12 protein-coding genes are annotated in these 18,098 nt (G+C 43.0%); 5 read left to right on the plus strand and 7 right to left on the minus strand.

What is annotated here, in order from left to right:
• Positions 1-11: 11 nt before the first annotated feature.
• The 4 genes from FAZ19_RS11635 to FAZ19_RS11650 form a co-directional block, all read right to left on the minus strand.
• Positions 12-3,224 carry a SusC/RagA family TonB-linked outer membrane protein gene (locus FAZ19_RS11635; RefSeq protein WP_229707485.1) on the minus strand — a complete coding sequence of 1,071 codons (3,213 nt, stop codon included), beginning with the start codon at positions 3,222-3,224 and terminating at the stop codon, positions 12-14.
• A 13-nt stretch (positions 3,225-3,237) separates the two neighbouring features.
• Complete coding sequence (locus FAZ19_RS11640; RefSeq protein ID WP_211245491.1) at positions 3,238-5,094, minus strand: fasciclin domain-containing protein; 1,857 nt, start codon at positions 5,092-5,094, stop codon at positions 3,238-3,240.
• Between the two features lie 371 nt (positions 5,095-5,465).
• A complete protein-coding gene (locus FAZ19_RS11645; RefSeq protein ID WP_136820893.1) occupies positions 5,466-6,137 on the minus strand; it encodes a response regulator transcription factor in 672 nt (223 codons plus the stop codon).
• Complete coding sequence (locus tag FAZ19_RS11650) at positions 6,134-7,639, minus strand: sensor histidine kinase (protein WP_136820894.1); 1,506 nt, start codon at positions 7,637-7,639, stop codon at positions 6,134-6,136. The genes FAZ19_RS11645 and FAZ19_RS11650 overlap by 4 nt, the downstream gene beginning before the upstream one ends.
• Before the next feature lie 119 nt (positions 7,640-7,758).
• On the opposite strand from FAZ19_RS11650, the gene FAZ19_RS11655 reads away from it, so the two are divergent.
• Together FAZ19_RS11655 and FAZ19_RS11660 are read left to right on the plus strand one after the other, a co-directional pair.
• Positions 7,759-9,126: a DUF4270 family protein gene (locus FAZ19_RS11655; protein ID WP_136820895.1), complete on the plus strand. Its 1,368-nt coding sequence runs from the start codon at positions 7,759-7,761 to the stop codon at positions 9,124-9,126.
• Positions 9,127-9,137: 11 nt separating this feature from the next.
• The gene (locus FAZ19_RS11660; protein ID WP_136820896.1) at positions 9,138-10,124 is read left to right on the plus strand and encodes a Kelch repeat-containing protein; all 987 of its coding nucleotides are present in this window, start codon (positions 9,138-9,140) and stop codon (positions 10,122-10,124) included.
• 68 nt (positions 10,125-10,192) lie between these two features.
• Here FAZ19_RS11660 and FAZ19_RS11665 read toward each other — a convergent pair whose 3' ends face one another.
• Positions 10,193-11,083: a DMT family transporter gene (locus FAZ19_RS11665; RefSeq protein ID WP_136820897.1), complete on the minus strand. Its 891-nt coding sequence runs from the start codon at positions 11,081-11,083 to the stop codon at positions 10,193-10,195.
• A gap of 92 nt (positions 11,084-11,175) precedes the next feature.
• Between FAZ19_RS11665 and FAZ19_RS11670 the strand changes: the two genes are divergently transcribed.
• On the plus strand, positions 11,176-12,612 hold the full coding sequence (locus tag FAZ19_RS11670; RefSeq protein ID WP_136820898.1) for an aminotransferase-like domain-containing protein: 1,437 nt from the start codon (positions 11,176-11,178) through the stop codon (positions 12,610-12,612).
• An 81-nt stretch (positions 12,613-12,693) separates the two neighbouring features.
• Here FAZ19_RS11670 and mgrA read toward each other — a convergent pair whose 3' ends face one another.
• Positions 12,694-13,725 carry an L-glyceraldehyde 3-phosphate reductase gene (gene mgrA / locus FAZ19_RS11675; protein WP_136820899.1) on the minus strand — a complete coding sequence of 344 codons (1,032 nt, stop codon included), beginning with the start codon at positions 13,723-13,725 and terminating at the stop codon, positions 12,694-12,696.
• A 144-nt stretch (positions 13,726-13,869) separates the two neighbouring features.
• On the opposite strand from mgrA, the gene FAZ19_RS11680 reads away from it, so the two are divergent.
• Complete coding sequence (locus FAZ19_RS11680) at positions 13,870-14,295, plus strand: DoxX family protein (RefSeq protein ID WP_136820900.1); 426 nt, start codon at positions 13,870-13,872, stop codon at positions 14,293-14,295.
• A gap of 129 nt (positions 14,296-14,424) precedes the next feature.
• The gene (locus tag FAZ19_RS11685) at positions 14,425-15,723 is read left to right on the plus strand and encodes a dicarboxylate/amino acid:cation symporter (RefSeq protein WP_136820901.1); all 1,299 of its coding nucleotides are present in this window, start codon (positions 14,425-14,427) and stop codon (positions 15,721-15,723) included.
• 20 nt (positions 15,724-15,743) lie between these two features.
• On the opposite strand, the gene FAZ19_RS11690 is transcribed toward FAZ19_RS11685, so the two are convergent.
• On the minus strand, positions 15,744-18,020 hold the full coding sequence (locus tag FAZ19_RS11690; RefSeq protein WP_136820902.1) for a DUF2339 domain-containing protein: 2,277 nt from the start codon (positions 18,018-18,020) through the stop codon (positions 15,744-15,746).
• Positions 18,021-18,098 lie beyond the last annotated feature (78 nt).

The following is an 18,098-nucleotide window of genomic DNA, read 5'->3' on the forward strand; positions in this document are numbered from 1 at the left end:
TTTATAAGTAGTTATAAATTAAACCGTAAACCTAATGTGTATTGTCTCGGCGGTGCTGTATAATTGTTGTCGATACCAAACAAATAAACGCTTCCTGTGATGGGTACTTCGGGATCTACCCCTAGATAATTAGTCCAGGTAAGCAAGTTAAATGCAGTCACAAAAAAGCTAAGTTGCTTTATGCCCCAGCCTTGCAGTAGGTTATTCGCTTCATAAGTAAACGACACCGATTTTAATCTGACATACGAACCATCTTCCACCCATCGAGTAGATGCCGCTCTGTTCCAATCACTCGAGGGTTGTGCTCGGGGCATATCTGTTACATCACCTTGCCTCCGCCACCGTGCCATGATAGATTGAGACTGGTTGTACGAATTACTCATTTCTTCCATACTCATCCTGGCTGCGTTAATCACATCATTTCCGAATTGATACTGAAAATTAATGGCTAGGGTAAGCTGTTTATATCCTATTGTGTTGTTCCATCCGCCAAAAAAAGATGGATTGGCATCACCAATTTGTACCTGATCCAATTCATTGATAATACCGTCGCCGTTAATATCCGCATAGATCATGTCGCCACCCTGGAATTGGTGTCCGGAGACCGAGCCGTACCGCATTATTTTTGGGGTCGTCCCATCCGCTTCCAGGATCAGCTGTCCGGTTTCATCCCGCAGATATGCATCCTCATCTCTCGAATATACACCCAACGCCCTATATCCATAGAAGCCCCCTACCACGTCGCCTTCCTGTAATTTAGAGGAAAATCCATTGCGGGTCGTTGCAAATGAATTCGCGTCAAAATTATCTGGCAATTTGATCAACTTGTTTCTATTAAAAGCAATGTTGAAAAACGATTTAAAGCGTGGCCTATCCTTTCCGCCCTTCAATATATCTGCTGTAATACCAATCTCTATACCCGCGTTCTCGATCGTTCCAAAATTGACAAACTGATTCGCGTAGCCCAATGTCGAGGACAGGTTTTCCCGCAACAGCAAATCCGTTGTGATGCGCTTATAAATATCGAATTGTCCTGTAACTCTATTCTTAAATAGCCCCCAGTCCAACCCAAGGTTATATTCCGTTGTACGCTCCTCTTTAATGTTATCGTAAGCAAACTTAGAAGGGTAGATATATGTCTGTCCAAGATACCCCAGAGCCGTGCTGTAGGCGATATCGTAAATATTAGCAATACGAGGCAAATTTCCCGTTACACCATACGCAAAACGAGGTTTCATTGATGATATCCATTCCAGGTCCCGAATACCCACTTCTCGGGTCATATCCCATGCCGCTCCGATTGCCGGGAATATAGAATATGGATTGTCGCTACCATATCGCGAATCACCTTCCGTTTTACCCGTCACGGTCAGGAAATACCGATCGTATAGCCCATAATGGCCCTGCAAGAACATCCCGAGGTAGCGCTGATCCGAAAATCCCCCTGTTATACCGGAAATCCGCGCTGAAGCGTCAGCAGCACGCAAATGCGGCGATCCACCGTTAAAGTAATTAATCGCTGTGGAATTACTTTTATCTATGCTTAAATTGACAACGCCAGTAACGGTAAGGCGATGATTCTCTTTTCTCACCGGGTTCCATATCATCCGATTCGTATTATTGACCAGTAGTTGATATCCCTCTGTTTGCTCACCGGCATTATATAACGACTCACTAGCAATAGCTCCGGTCGCGTAGGCAGGTAGAAAGTACTCATCCGCAGCCTCTCTAAAATCCGTAGATACTTGCGTCCGAAACTCCAGGTTATCCAGTATCTTATAATTCAGGCTGGTGGAAGCCATTAGCCGGTTAGCTTTCGATAGGTACGACGAATAATCAATGATAGCCAGCGGATTGTAACGCGAACGTGCAGAAATCGGCTCGTTGCGCTCCACAAAATAATCCAATCCATTTTTAGCATACATCGGAAAATAAGAAGGCATCTGACGTGCAATTTCTATTGGATTTATATCCGTAGGGTGTGCTGTACCTCGTTTGTCGGTCAAGGAATTGGTATAACTCAGGTCAGCAGAAATTGATACTTTGTCGGAAACCCTGTAGTTCAAGTTAAAACGGGTATTAAATCGGTCGTATCCCGTTCCCTTTGTTGTCCCGTACTGGTTGGTGTATCCGAGTCCCCAGTAATAATTTATCCGATCGCCCCCACCACTCAACGAAGTATTGTACTGTTGATATACCCCCGTTCTGTTAATCGCCTTGACCCAATCCGTGTTATTACTGTACATCCACGCGTCTGGCCGTGTCATATCGCCACGTAGCTGTGGTAGTGCCGATCCGTCGTCAGCGCCACCTGTCCAGCGTTCTATAGAATAAATCCGATGCTCCTCACCACTTAGTAACGGAATAGTACGGGGCACCTGTGATAGCGTAAAGCGGTTATTAAAATTGAAGATGGGCTTTCCTCTCTTTCCTCGTTTTGTAGTGATCACAATTACACCATTTGCACCCTTTGAACCGTAGAGTGCAGTGGCAGAAGCATCCTTTAAGATATCAATTGCAGCGATATCCGCTGGATCTAGATCTCCTATCGCGCTAAATCCGAAATCGGATATGCTCTGTACGGAGTAATTATTACCGATCACTTCCGCACCATCTACGATCCATAACGGATCATTGATACCAGAAATACTTGAGATACCGCGAATCCGGATCGAAGCTGCCGCACCCGGATCACCACTTGCGGCGACCACCTGTAGTCCGGGAGCCATACCCTGCAGTAGCTGATCAACAGATACCACGGGTAAATTTTCAATTCCTTTTAGATCTACCGACGCAATCGAACTGGACAGTTCACGTTTGTCAATACGTACAAACCCGAGATCGGCCTCTTCCTTTCCTCTGGCCAGGATTTCAACTTCTTCAATTAAATTATCATCCGGTTTCAATACGACCTGTAGCGGCGTATTGATTGTCGCTATGGTAAACTCTTGCTTTGCATAGCCCACACTGGAGATAACGATCTTAGTAGCATTTTCTGGTTTATTAATTACAAACGTACCGTCGGCTTCTGTTTTCACGGCGCGAAGAATCAGGTTATTGCTATTCACCAATAATATAGAGACCTGCGCAAAGGGATTATTCAATGCCTGATCAAATACCCGTCCTTCGATTTTAGCTTCCTGTGCACATACGGATAAAACCCACATGTGCATAAAAAGTGCACATACACTAGCCTTAAAACTAATAAGCTTATATAAATTCATAATATTACTTAGGTTATAATACGTTATTAATGATATGTAATACGCCATTGCTCGCCTGCACATTTCCTTTAGAGACCATCGCCATATTCCCTTGATAGCTTGCAGAGAAGGTATCCCATGCACCACCGAAGACCAGCTGCTCACCATTTTTATTCGCGATCTGTCCGTTAAACACGCCATCGGTAAAGATAAACCGGTTTGCGATGATGTATCGGTTTACCAGCGTACGCGCCTGCGCTTCGTTCAATGTTGCAGCACTAATCCCAGCGGCGCTAAGTGCCGCATTGCTTGGAGCAAAAACCGAGTAGCTAAAAAAACCTGTCAGCTGGAGTTCACCGGCCAAGCCTGATTTATTAACGATCGCCAAAAAAGTAGACAGTTGCTGCTCTTGCTCCATCTTACGTATTACCGTGATTGTATTATCCAACCTATCGATCGGATTCAAAAAACCGTCAATCTCGTAGATTGCGCCATTTGATTTCTCCCATACCGGATTTTTAGTGAGGAGATTTACCTTGTGTCCCGAGTAATCCTCAAATTGATCGTTGTCAAAAAGAACAAATCCATGATCCGTGGGGTAAAATCGCTTCCGGAAGCCGCCGTCTGCGCGTATATCGAGGTTAAAGATACCTGTCCGGCATTGCTGGTACCGCAATTCCTGTTCAAGTGGTTCCATATCTTGGGCAAAAGGAAATCCCCAAACTTCATCCGATTGGACCAACAAGGTCTTGGGGCTATGCTGATAATACAGACCATCTACCAACCCTGCACCGAGATTTCTATTGGTGAGCATCCAGTACCATTGACTGTAGCGTTTGTATTGCATCATGATCCCCGAGCGCACGCTGTGCATATCTGGAGATTCCATCAGTGTATTCACTTTATAGATAAACGAATTACTCGCATGAGTTACCCCGGTAATCGCATCCAAAACCGGATTAGCATACTGTATAAAACCGCTTAACGAACTCCATTCAGGTATACTTCGTTCCAGATCAGATTTATACCACAGGTTGGCATGGATACTAGACCGGATAAACGAATACATCACATGCACTGGCACCGAATCCAGCGTATTATGGATCATATCCATATAAGGTGCGAAATAAGCGCTGATTGCTTCGTTGGTCGGTGCAAAGATGGTCGATAAGGTATTCTCATCAGCCAGATTTCGTCCAAAACTATAGTTTTTATATAATGTCGTATCTACATTGCCATTTTCATCCATGTCCCCCAACATAAACTGCGCATGTTTTTCAACCCATTGACTAAACATGCTCAGCTCGGGATCATTTTTTAGCGCCAGATCTGTCCGTCGGCTGGGGTACAGTGGTGCATCCAATACGTGAACCACACCGTTGCGTGCATCGATATCACGATCTACTGCCGATAGTTTCACACCTTCTATACGATAGTCGCTCCCATTTTCTCCAAACATAAACGAATAGTCCGCCGCCTGTGTTGAAAAAAACGATGGTGTAAAAACCCGTATACTTTTACCGCTCACCTTGCCTTCCGTCCTCGTTTTGTAATTGGTAATACGACTTTTATTGATGAGCACATCTGTCGTATGGTACCTTTTTTCCAGATCATGCATATAATACATTCCATTAATAAAATGGTAATTAATATACGCCCGGATATCCGGTAGCGGCACCTCATCTATAGTTGTATAGCCTAGGTGATCTAAAAAATACGCCCTGACATATTCATCTCTAGGTGCCAGACAGGTATAGATAGCCGATTCGCCTAAAGTCTTACGCAAGTCCGCCTTATCAATCAGTGTAATAAATAAGTCAAACTCACCTTTTTCTTCCAAGATCCCCAGGATGTTGTTTCCTAAGGTACTTTCCGGATTATAGTAATCCATAAACTCCTTGTTGCATGATTGGAAGAAGCAACAGCATATTATCATGGCTATATAAAGGCCGCGTGAATAGAGAGAATGCATAGGTATTTCTTTTGGTCTACAATTAATATTACTCGTTACTAAATTGATTGCGTCACATCACTACTGGTTCGTATATTGTAGTTATGTACTACAAATATAATTATTGTTTTTTAAAAACCAACCAAAAAGGAAAATTTTAAAATATTTTTTTTCTCGAACAAGAAAAGACCCTATTAGATTTAATAAAGCAGCCTTTATTAGGTTAATATCTGATAGTTACGATTTACGGTATTTATTTATTATGTAGAACATAATTACTTGTTTTAATTTACCCTTCCGCGCTTTTGACGCTAGGTAATCACCATTTTATAACCCACATTCCGTACGTTAATAATGTTAATGTTGGGGTCATCTTTGAGATGCTTTCGCAGTCTGGACACAAAAACATCCAGGCTCCTTCCCGAAAACTGATTACCGTGCCAAAATTCGAAAAGGATCTCTTTACGATGGATGACGGTGTTACGACGTTCGTATAGCCTTTTCAACAATTCGCTTTCCCGAAACGACAGCGTAATACATTCATCGCCGCATCGCAACATATGCTTGATGGGGTTTAACTCGTATTTTCCAATGATGATACGTTCATTGGGATTATATTTATTTCGCATTCTATTCAACGAATTGATACGTGCAATAAGCTCATCAATACTAAAGGGTTTTCTCAGATAATCATTACCACCCATATCAAATCCCTTTAGCACGTCCTCTTCGGCAGTGCGGGCCGTGAGAAATATCAAAGGAATTGCGCTATCCACTTCACGAATTTTAGATGCGAGGGTAAAACCGTCCATTCTCGGCATCATCACATCCGTAACCACAATATCGGGTTTAGCCAGAAAAAAAGCTTCCCAAGCCTGTTGTCCATCCTTACAATAGCGCACATTGAAATCTTTGGCTCGCAATACATCACTGACGATCTGCGCCATTTTCTCTTCATCTTCTACAAATAAAATATCGATCATCGTTTCATATTTTTAGGAATAGTTAGGATAAATGTACTTCCTTCGTTGAGCACACTTTTCACTTTAATATCGCCCCCATGTTGGCGCACAATCTGCCGGACATAGGCCAACCCCAGTCCAAATCCCTTTACTGGATACAGATTTCCTTGTGGTACCCGGAAAAAAGGTTCAAAAACCTGCAAATGATAGGCCGAGGAGATCCCGATACCATTATCCTGTATAGACAAGGATAGGTATCGACTATCTTTCTTTCCATCCAAGAACACATTCACTTCAGTAGACCCGTATTTTATCGCATTTTCCATCAGGTTTCCGATTACATTCTTCATATGATCGGGATCTCCAAATATCATTTCACTTTCTATCGATGGCTTAAAAACAATATTGACACCATTTTGCATACCACTCAATTGCGCATTTGCTACACACTTATGAATCAGCGCTACCATGTCATATTCTTTACACGCTAACTGCCTATCTATCAATAAGTCATCTTCTGCAATCTGTAACACCTTATCAATCATGGAAGACAGGTGGTTTAGCTCTTCCCTGGCTATGCTATGGTACGAGTCGCGCTCACGCATGTTACCTACAGATCCCTCTAGCGCCTGTAGTGCGACGGATACCGTAGTTACCGGCGTGCGCAGTTCATGTGTCAGATTATTCACGAAAGCCTTTCTAAGCGTATCAAGTTTATTCTGTTTCAATAGCGTATGGAAGAGATAGACAAACGAGCCCATAATGGTACCGACCAGCACGACAGAGATCATTAACTGCCAACTCAAACTATAGAGCACAAACTGCCAAGGATTGCGAAAATCGACCGTGATGAATTTACTTTTATCAGGATCGATCAAGACAGGTCGAATCGAAAAATCAGCTGCAGCGATATCTCTATGGCTTGGTATACGGTGCCGCATGAAAGAAGACGATGAACCACCACGCAACGTACTATCTTCCGACCGGATAACTACCTTGAAGTCATATTTGGTATTAATACCCTTGGCAATAAGATCTTTTTGAAACTTTATCCTGATTTGGTCCAGCGCCTGTTGATCTAATGAATCCCGTAAAAAAAGGAAAAAAGGCAACAGCATCCGTGGCCGATCAACACCATTCGTCGAATTTAGTCTCTGAACGCGAATTTCCGGTAATTTCCGAAAAGCGGGTACGCTCTTAATTTCGTTGTGATACAAACTATCCAGCAATGTATTGAGGTAATCAAGCGGTACATTGGGGAATTTTTGAACAATTTTCGTCACCAATTGCGTCTCTAGTCTGGAGGTTGGTCGTCGTATTCCGTCAACGTCCGTTAAGGTGTCTGCCTTTTGTCTTTGTTGCACAGTTTCTTGTATCGCATTAAACAAGGTGTGTTCCGCCGTAGCGAGGAATAGCTCCTGGCGTTGATTATAACTCCCATAGAGCCAAGTCCCCAGAATTAGTAATATCCCGATGCCACCGATCAAAACCAGGAAAAGTATGAGCTTAAGTTTCTTCTTCATCTTCGCGACAAAAATACTGATCAAATCCGCGCTTCTATTTAGGCTTAACCTAGTTTAACAAAATGTAACATTGGTTAACACGACATATGCCCAGTTTTGGCCTATCAATATTTAGATAAATGACAAGACTTATTTCAGTAAATTTTCGTCTTATCCTATTCGTGCTCTCACTCGGTTTCGTGAGCAGTTGTAAGGATGCAGACGGGATTACCTTAGACAACAATGATGAGCCATTAATGGTCAATAGTGCAGATACACTTACCGTGGAAGCGTCTACTTTCCTATTGGATGCGCTACCCACCGCTGCAACGGGCAGGCTACTCGTCGGAGGCAACCAAGACAAACACCTGGGCGACCTTGTACTTTCCTCCTATTTTAGATTAACAAATACGGATCTTTCCATTTCTTCCCTTCCAGACAACATACAATATGATTCGCTATCGCTCGAACTCTATTATGATAGTTACAGCTACGGTGATACGACAAAAACGCTAGCGCTGGATGTCCATCGGATCACGGAAGATATCGAACCCAAAGAATTATCCATTGCACTTGAAGACGATGAATATCCTGTATTTGTGTCGGCTGCTACATTATATAGTAATCAGACTTTTGGTTACGATCCCACCCCACTCGGTGGTATCACCTTTCATCCAAGACCGCAATCCACCACAGACACCTTATGTATTAGACTCGATGACGTACTTGGTCGATCACTCCTCGAGATGGCCATCAACAATGACAATAGGTTGATCAATACTGACGACTTTACCGATTTCTTCAAGGGCCTTGCATTAATACCGCGAGGAGAAAGCCATGCGACCATCGGCTTGCAAGATTCGGTGAGATTTCGTATCCATTATTCTTACGAGCGGCAGTCCGACGGAAAAAGAGTTGAGGGAATTCTCGCGTGCGGTATCGGTTCAAGCAGTTATCAATACAACCACATCGTTACCGATCTTACCGACAGTCCACTTGCCAACTTATCATATGACAACCAAGAACTAGCAGCCTCACTAACAGATTACCGTACCTATCTGCAAGGCGGGTCAGGCATCGTTACTAGGTTACGATTTCCAAGCCTGCGGTCTTTTCTCAACAGCGGCAATCTATCGCTGAGTAAGGCGACACTCGTTATTGAAACCGACCAGTCAGAAATTGGCGACTACCCCCCTCCTTCATCCTTGGTGCTGATGGTTGCCAATAAATATGGAACGCCTGTTTCGCTCGTACAGGGAAGCAGTGGTAATGTGACCGCAGTTTATCGCAGTGCTAGCCAAAGTGGCGGCGGTGGCAATGGTAAATATGAATTCAATATCACGGATTATGTATCCAACGTGAAGACACAGGCTGGATTCGACGAAACGCAAAGCCTTCTGCTTTCGATGCCTACGGCAGATCTGTTGTCGACCGTCAATAAGTTGCGTCTTGCCACCTATAACACAAAACCTGCAATTAAATTAAATCTATTATACGTAAACTTTTAACAATCATGAAGATGAAATGGATAATCAAACTTTTATTATTGACCGTTGTATGCTTTGCGAGTGTATCTTGCTCTGAAGACGACGACGACGACCCCGATGAGTGGACAAGAGGAGCAGATTTCGAAGGCTTGCCGCGGAGCGGAGCTGCTGGTTTTACCATTGGCGATTACACCTATCTAACCACAGGCTACGGAACCAATTCCAATCGCTTTGTGGATACCTGGCGCTTCAATCCTGCCCTCCAAAGCTGGGATAAAATGGCTGATTTTCCCGGCGAAGCACGTAATAATGCCGTGTCGTTTGTTGCCAACGGAAAAGGTTATGTCGGTCTAGGTACTAATTCTACCGTGATGTACACAGATTTTTACGAGTATGATCCCACAGCGGATAGCTGGAGCCGAGTTGCAGATTTTGGCGGAGCTGCCCGTTACGGAGCCGTGGCATTTTCCTTAAACGGAGTTGCTTACGTAGGTACCGGTCGAGATTTCGACGGACAAGATTATAATGATTTCTATTCGTATACCCCAGGAAGTAACGGTGGTAGCTGGACGAAAGTCGCGAGTACACCTAATAAACGATCATTTCCCTTTGTATTCGTACTTAATGGTCTCGCATATCTGGGAGGCGGAACCAGTAATAACCAAAATGTGAGTACCTTCTATACCTTTGATGGCACCACATGGACCGAAAAAGAGCCCCTTTCAGGACGCGACGATGATTATGATTATAGCCTCACCAGACTCAGCCCATCGGCATTTGTGCTCAATGGCACCGCATTTATTACAGGCGGTCTGGGTAGCAGCAGCGGATCTTCCACTAATACAACCTGGCGATATGTTGTATCCGGAGACTATTGGGAAGAGCACCAGGCCTTTGCAGGTTCCGCCCGTCACCAAGCGGTGAGTTTTGTACATGGCGATGTGGCTTATGTGGTTACAGGTCGTACGGGTACTACGCCATTTTACGACATGTGGAATTTCACACCCAATCCTTGGTAAATATTTAATTTATATTGTAAGGTGTTGCCTCCTATGTTTGCATTCTACAGACATAGGAGACAGCCCCTTTACTTCGCAAATTTCTTTGTACCCGCAACACACAATATTACACCAACCGTAACAGCTATCATATCAAGGCTCACCGCTTCGTGAAGCAATGAAGTAGCTACCGCCAAGCCTAGAAATGGTTGTAGCAATTGCAATTGACCCACGGTTGCGATACCTCCCTGTGCTAAACCCCGGTACCAAAAGATAAAAGCAATAAACATGCTGAATACGGAAACATAAGCCAGTCCGAGCCAAGCCCCGGTGCTAATGGCCTCTACCGACACAGGCTTATAAAAAAACGATAGCGGCAACATAATCGGTAGCGCGAGTACCAATGCCCAAGAGATGACCTGCCAGCCCCCCAATGTCTTGGTAAGTTTCGCCCCTTCCGCATACCCCAATCCACAAAAAACGACAGCCGCCAGCATGAGTATATCGCCGACTGGTGAAGCAGTAAGCCCCTGCGCGACGGCATAGCCCACTACCAAAAGACTACCTATGACCGAGAAAATCCAAAACACGGGTTTTGGGCGTTCGCCACCACGAATAACACCAAAGACTGCTGTCGCCACTGGCAATATACCCAAGAAGACAATAGAGTGAGCCGAGGTAACATACTGTAACGCCAAAGCACTTAATAACGGAAAGCCCACGACCACCCCCAGCGCGATAATAGCTAATGATGAGAGTTGTTTTCGATCAGGGCGTTTTTCCTTAAAAAACAGCAGTACAACAAGGGCAATTACTCCAGCAATAGATGCTCGAGCAGCCGTCAGGAACATAGGGCTCAGTTCCAACACCGCAATCTTTGTTGCAGGTAGCGAGCCACTAAACAATAACACCCCAATCATACCATTCAGCCAGCCCTGTGTGGTGTTTTCTTCCACCTTACTTATACATATTTCTGCCATTATATTCTATTTTGTGTAAAATTCGCTAATTTGCAAAAACAAACACAGTCACAGTTTTTGTTATTTCAATAGACACAGTTAAATTTTAAACCGTGAAGAAAGACTTTTTATACCGGGAGATAGCGGAGAATATTGCCAGTAAAATCAAAACAGGCGTATTAAAACAAGGTGAACGTCTGCCCTCTGTTAGAATGCTGAGTAAAGAACATGGAATAAGTGTGAATACCGCCAAGCGAATATTCCTTGAATTGGAGGCGCAATCCCTCGTACAATCAAAACCACAGTCCGGTTATTTTGTCAGTCCCTTAGCTTACCTCAAACTTCCGCTGCCTGAAGTAAGTAAACCATTGCCCGTTGCTAACAACAAGGAGCCAAAGGATTTAATGACTGATGTGTATTCTACTATGGGCCGTACGGACTTAACGTTGTTTTCGATCGGTGTACCCTCCGGCAATATCTTACCATTGTCCAAGCTGAAAAAAGAAATCATACTGGCTACGCGATCGTTAAAAGAAGGAGGTACAGAATACGAACCCTTGCAGGGCAATGTGAAGCTCCGCAGAATGATAGCTGTTCGTTCGCTCGCCTGGGAAGGATGGTTAAAAGAAGAGGATGTGGTCACGACCAATGGCTGTATGAATGCCTTGGCTTTATGTCTTATTGCATTGACCAAACCTGGTGATACTATCGCGTTGGAAAGCCCCTGTTATCCAGGTATTTTGCAGCTTGCAGTTAGTCTAGGGCTACATGTGCTGGAAGTTGCTACCCATCCGGTTACCGGAATAGATATTGATGCCCTGAAAAACCTGCTTCCCCACGTAAATGTGTGCCTTTTAGTACCTAATTTCAATACACCATTGGGATACTGTATGCCTGATCAGCGTAAAAAAGAAATAGTAACGCTATTGGCGACGTATAATATTCCACTCATTGAAGATGATACATACGGGGATATCCATTTTGGTGCCGAACGTCCAAAATGCTGCAAATCTTTCGATACCGAAGGAAATGTTTTATGGTGTGGTTCTGTTTCCAAAACACTTGCTCCCGGTTATCGCGTGGGTTGGGTAGCACCCGGAAAATACAAAGACCAAATACTAAAGCTAAAATTTATACACGCCTTATCCTCTACCTCGATCATCCACGAAGCCGTTGGAAACTTTCTCATGACAGGCCGATATGACCACCATCTTCGTCATTTTCGGAAGACGCTGCAAGAAAATTACCAACATTATGCCCTTGCTATATCCGCATACTTCCCTGAAGGAACTAAAATAAGCAGACCGCAGGGCGGGCTTGCGCTATGGGTAGAATTCCCGAAAGAAATAGATACAACCGAACTGCACCATTTTGCTTTAAAAAGCCAAATAAGTATTGCACCCGGTAGAATGTTTACACTACAAAATCAATTTCAGCATTGCATGCGGCTTTGTATCGGCTTGCCATGGACGGATGAATTACAGTCGAAGCTAAAACAGCTCGGAAGCCTCGCCAAAATGCTGGGGCAAGTAAAAAACACTTCCGAGTAGATGGAAAATACGTCGGCCGTGCTTTGACTTAAACTATTCCATCCGCTACAGCCTCGTATTGACCATCAGAACAGCACGATACTACCCTAGCTCCGCCGATTGAGCCCATATATTGAGCTCCCCATCTTTGGCGTGTTGGTCGATTTTCCAGAGTTCGTCGGCTGTAAAGTTTAGGTTCTTGATCGCTCCCGCGCAGTCGACAACCTGTTCTGGTCTGCTTGCGCCAATTAATGCCGATGTTATCTTTCCCTTTTTGAGCACCCATGCGATAGCCATCTGTGCCAGCGTCTGACCACGGCTTTCCGCTATTTCGTTCAATGCCTTTATCCTATCCAGATTTTGCGGACTTAAAAATTTCGGATTTAACGACTTGTGTTGGCTTGCGCGGCTATTTTCCGGAATATCCTTGAGGTATTTTGTAGTGAGCATACCCTGAGCAAGCGGCGAAAAAACAATAGAGCCAACCCCCAGTTCCTCCAAGGTATCGATCAATCCATCCTCCTCTACCCATCGGTTTAGCAAAGAGTAGCTGGGCTGGTGAATTAAACAGGGCGTACCCAAAGATTTTAATATAGCGACCGCTTCTCTTGTTCTTTTACTGTTATACGAAGATAAACCTACATATAACGCCTTTCCCGACCGAACCAATTGATCCAGTGCCTGCATCGTTTCCTCCAATGGCGTATTAGGATCATACCGATGTGAATAAAAGATATCTACATAGTCTACACCCATTCGCTTTAAGCTTTGTTCGCAACTCGCGATTAGATACTTTTTACTACCCCATTCACCGTACGGTCCAGGCCACATTTCATAACCGGCTTTCGAGGATATAAGCAATTCATCTCGCAGACCCGCAAAATCTTCCTTTAATATCTTACCGAAAGCAACTTCCGCGCTTCCCGGAGGCGGACCATAATTATTCGCAAGATCAAAATGCGTAATGCCAAGATCAAATGCCGTACGGCAAATATCCTGTTTTATACGGTGGGGTTTGTCATCCCCGAAATTATGCCATAGACCAAGTGATATTGCAGGCAGCATCAAGCCGCTCTTGCCGCATCTGTTGTACAACATATTCTTGTATCTATCTGGATTGGGCGTGTATTGCATATTTTAGTTTTAAATTTTTCTAACCGATTCCCCATTCCTTCATGTATTAACGGAATGGCAAAGCTAATCTACAAAAAAAACAATAATGCTAATCGTAAAAACATTGTTTAAGATCATTCGTTTTGATTGTAAGAGAACAGATTCATGATAACTACACGAAAAATCAGCAAGATTCAGCATATAGCACGCATTATTTTAGGATCCTTTATGGTATTTGCCGGCGCTGCACATTTATCCTATTCAGGGTTTGAGTTTCAGGCGCAAGTTCCGAATTGGGTACCTTTGGAAAAGGACCTGGTCGTGATTTTATCGGGAGTAGTTGAGCTTGCGTTAGGTTTTGCCGTTATCATTTTAGGCCATAAAAAGAAGTGGTTACCCTGGTTGCTCGCCTTATTTTTTGTAGCAGTATTTCCGGGAAACTGGGCCCAATATGTCAACCGGATTGACGCTTTTGGATTAGATAGCGATCGAGCCCGTCTGATTCGGCTTTTCTTTCAGCCCGTCTTGATTGTATGGGCACTATGGAGCATGAACTCTTTAGACCGGCTGCGAAAATCCGATCGAAAATAACGGCATGGACTCTCATGACATACCTGAACGCATAACAGCCGGTTTGCGATTCTACAGCATTTTATTTAAGTTTGGGCGTTTTGTCGTACAACAGATTCTGACAAATAATTGTAAAACCCTAAAAGAAAGATGAAAAAAATCCCATTACACTGGCAGATCCTGATAGGCATTACAGGAGGTATCATAGTCGGATTGTTATGCACCCAATTTGCTGGCGGAAGGGAGTTTGCTATCGACTGGATCAAGCCTTTTGGTACTATTTTTATCAACCTGTTAAAATTGATAGCTATTCCGTTAATCATTGTTTCCTTAATCAAAGGCGTTTCCGATTTAAAAGATGTCACTCAGCTCTCCGCTTTGGGTTTTCGTACATTTGGGCTTTACATCCTGACCACTGTTATCGCAGTGAGCTTAGGACTGGCGCTCGTCAACTTTATACAGCCCGGTAACTTTATTACGGAAGACACCAGGCAGGATATGCTGCAGTCATTTGCTGGCGAAATGCAGTTTAAGATCGACGAGGCTACCGGAATTAAGGAAACCAGGGGACCATTGCAAGTATTGGTCGATATCGTTCCAGACAATATCTTTCATGCGGCTACAGCAAACAGCAATATGCTTCAAATCATCTTTTTCAGTCTGCTAGTCGGTGTTGCCATGATTACACTACCTTTCGGCGAGATCAAGTCATTTAAAAAAGTACTGGATTCCGGAAATGCCATTGTCTTAAAGATTGTCGACATCATGATGATATTTGCTCCTTACGGGGTGTTTGCACTTCTTGCAGCACTCATCGCGGAAGCCCCCTCTATCGACGTATTTAAAGCTTTGGGTATGTACGCATTTACGGTGGTACTGGGTCTTGTCATACTAGTCTATGGTGTATATTCTTTTTTCATCTACTTCTTTGGAAAGATGAATCCCTTTCATTTCTTCAAGGCTATTCTTCCGGCACAGCTACTCGGTTTTTCAACCAGCTCTAGTGCGGCTACGCTACCCGTTACGATGGAATGTGCAGAAGAGAACTTGGGTATACGGAAGGAGGTACTGAGTTTTGTCCTTCCTATCGGTGCCACGATCAATATGGATGGCACCTGTCTATATCAGGGAGTTGCGGCAATTTTCATTGCACAGGTTATGGGCTACGACCTTACTATGGCGCAGCAACTTAGCGTAATCGCTACGGCAACACTTGCTTCTATTGGCGCTGCAGCCGTGCCAGGAGCAGGAATATTGATGTTGGTAATTGTATTAGAATCTATCGGTGTTAGTCCAGCCGGAATCGCCCTGATATTCGCTGTGGATCGGCCATTGGATATGCTCAGAACATCGGTAAATGTATCCGGTGACGCAATGGTCGCTACAATAATAAATAGAGTTGGCACCAAAAAGAGAATGCTATCGCAAGAGATGGATAGCGGTACATAAGCCATTGCTAAAATTTAACATTACGACTCTATCTCCCCGATGGTGTCGGGTGCTATCAAATTCTTATACTTGTGGTATAAAAAGGAGATGATTAAAAGCAACACACCCAACGATACAAAAACGATTGTTTTTGATATGGTATTAAGATGAGAAATATCATATAAAAATAACTTCAGAAGGGTGCTGCCAAACAATACCATTGCTCCAATTCGCAAAGGCTTATTCTTTTTCCAAATTCCAAAGGCTATCAGGACCAGTGAATAACTGCCCCACAGGATACTCAATCCGAGTTTATAGGAATGCGTTGATTCGCTCATATCCATCCAATTAATTAATTCACTACTGGCGATCCATAAAATAGATGTATGTAATAGAAAATCAAACTTCATTTTGAAGTCTCTTTCTGTAAAATCCCGGCAGGTGTATCGATAACAGGAAAACAGTGCCAATGCAACTAGGGCAAATGAAACATATCTTACTCCAACATGTGCCACACTTTCCCGCAATTCACTAAGAACATACAATCCATACGTTAAAAAAACACCTACTGCCAAAATGATCAAAACAAAATTAATCAAGCCAAGCTGACGGTTCTTAAAGAATTTATAATTTGTAATCGAGAGAACAGACACAAAGAGCAGCGAGTAATTAATTATCCAGATCGTTTTAAACTGTTTCAAATACGTACTAGAGGAATAGTTGATATACTGCTGATTGCCGGAATGAATGACAAATACGGCATCCTTATAAAGTTGATTCCAGTAATTAGCAATCTCCATCCGAAACGCGTAGTAAGTTGTAAAAAGGAAAATTGTCGGGATAGCGTAGAAGATAATGGTTGAAATTACTGTTTTAGGTGCTGATCCAGCAGCGTATTTCTTATTGATACGAAGCATGTTGATAAATCCAAAAGCAGCAATAGACAATATGGAGGTTAAAAAATTCACATTCAGTATCGGTGTTATTCTTGTGGTGGGATCTTCCGGATCGTACGTGTCATAAACGGACTTCCAATCGTGCAGAAGGCTAAAAAAAGCAAGGAGGATCAACGGATAAGATATCTTCTCATAAAAAGTGGCATTGCTCGTTCTCCCTATCCAAAATAGTAAGGCCGCTTCACCTGCCCATAAGAGTGTCACCCAGTTACCACTTAATTGGACTGGAACAGCGATGGTAATAAAAATAAGCACTAAGCCTAGAATCAGGTAAAAAAGATTTCTATCCGCAAGTTTTTGACGGTAAATAATGACACTGACTATAAAATGAGCAACCGCATTGCATATAGTAAACACCCCCAACAATTGCTCACCTGTCGGATGTTTTTCGAGTATGGTGTATCCAATGCCGTAATACACAAAAGAGTTGACAATCAACAGAATAATATCGTCTACTACATATTTTTCTTTGTGAAGCAACTTGTATGCAAGGAATGTCATGTAAAATAAAACAAAGAAAATAGAAAGGAATATCAACGCTAAGCCGAAATGTTCTATTGTCTGATAATTAGATACATACCATGAAAAATAAATGAACCAGGTTAGCGCAAAAGATGTATAATGCAGCGGCTTCCAATATTTTTTAACAGCTATGGTAAGAATCCCCATGTTTAAAATGGTCATATATGAAAAGAGAACAGCTACATTTCCAGAACTGTTACTCAACAAGAATGGAACGGCGTATGCCCCAACCAGTCCGACATGTGCTATTATCTGTCTCTTATAATTTAGGGCAGCAATAACCGTGAATACCGTAAAAACGACCATTAATGCAAATGCAGTAAATTGCGGAATCAGATGGTATAAACCGTAGGCAAAATACGTTATGAAGTACATAATTGCCATTGCACCGCTCACAAGCACGGCGCTGTAATTTTCATAATTACGCTTTAACTTAATGCCCAAACCCAGCAATACGAAACCAAATAAATATCCCAAAATTATTCGTGTCAAAGGACTTATTAAATCATTTTCAATCGAGTATTTAGCACCAATTGCGACACCGATAATCGTGATAGCTATTCCTACTTTATTGATCAGATTTTCACCGATAAATTTTTCTATGTCCGATTTTTGTTTCGGCAATCGCCATCTTTGGTGCTGATCTGATTTTAAGACAGGAACCGTGTTTTCTTTGGCAGCGTCAAAACCCGTTTCCGGTGCAGTTTTTTGCTCGGCGGCTTTCAGCTTACTTAACTCAATCCTTAGGTCATTAATCTCCCGTGAGAAGTCGTTCTGTCTTTTCAGTAATAAGTCTAGCTTGTCGAACAGTTGATTTATCTTTTGGCTATTTTCTGTCATATTATCATTTTCGGTTGAAAATACTCTGTAACGGATTTGGTATTACGCATTCTTAATAGTGGCTATCGTTAACAGTGG

It is taken from the genome of Sphingobacterium alkalisoli, from assembly GCF_005049105.1.
In the GTDB taxonomy this organism is placed as follows: Bacteria; Bacteroidota; Bacteroidia; order Sphingobacteriales; family Sphingobacteriaceae; genus Sphingobacterium; species Sphingobacterium alkalisoli.

What these genes read in the sequence shown, in the direction of transcription:
- FAZ19_RS11635 (WP_229707485.1), bottom strand. Translation starts at nt 3,224, where the DNA reads ATGAATTTATATAAGCTTATTAGTTTTAAGGCTAGTGTATGTGCACTT.
- FAZ19_RS11640 (WP_211245491.1), bottom strand. Translation starts at nt 5,094, where the DNA reads ATGGATTACTATAATCCGGAAAGTACCTTAGGAAACAACATCCTGGGG.
- FAZ19_RS11645 (WP_136820893.1), bottom strand. Translation starts at nt 6,137, where the DNA reads ATGATCGATATTTTATTTGTAGAAGATGAAGAGAAAATGGCGCAGATC.
- FAZ19_RS11650 (WP_136820894.1), bottom strand. Translation starts at nt 7,639, where the DNA reads ATGAAGAAGAAACTTAAGCTCATACTTTTCCTGGTTTTGATCGGTGGC.
- FAZ19_RS11655 (WP_136820895.1), top strand. Translation starts at nt 7,759, where the DNA reads ATGACAAGACTTATTTCAGTAAATTTTCGTCTTATCCTATTCGTGCTC.
- FAZ19_RS11660 (WP_136820896.1), top strand. Translation starts at nt 9,138, where the DNA reads ATGAAATGGATAATCAAACTTTTATTATTGACCGTTGTATGCTTTGCG.
- FAZ19_RS11665 (WP_136820897.1), bottom strand. Translation starts at nt 11,083, where the DNA reads ATGGCAGAAATATGTATAAGTAAGGTGGAAGAAAACACCACACAGGGC.
- mgrA (WP_136820899.1), bottom strand. Translation starts at nt 13,725, where the DNA reads ATGCAATACACGCCCAATCCAGATAGATACAAGAATATGTTGTACAAC.
- FAZ19_RS11680 (WP_136820900.1), top strand. Translation starts at nt 13,870, where the DNA reads ATGATAACTACACGAAAAATCAGCAAGATTCAGCATATAGCACGCATT.
- FAZ19_RS11685 (WP_136820901.1), top strand. Translation starts at nt 14,425, where the DNA reads ATGAAAAAAATCCCATTACACTGGCAGATCCTGATAGGCATTACAGGA.
- FAZ19_RS11690 (WP_136820902.1), bottom strand. Translation starts at nt 18,020, where the DNA reads ATGACAGAAAATAGCCAAAAGATAAATCAACTGTTCGACAAGCTAGAC.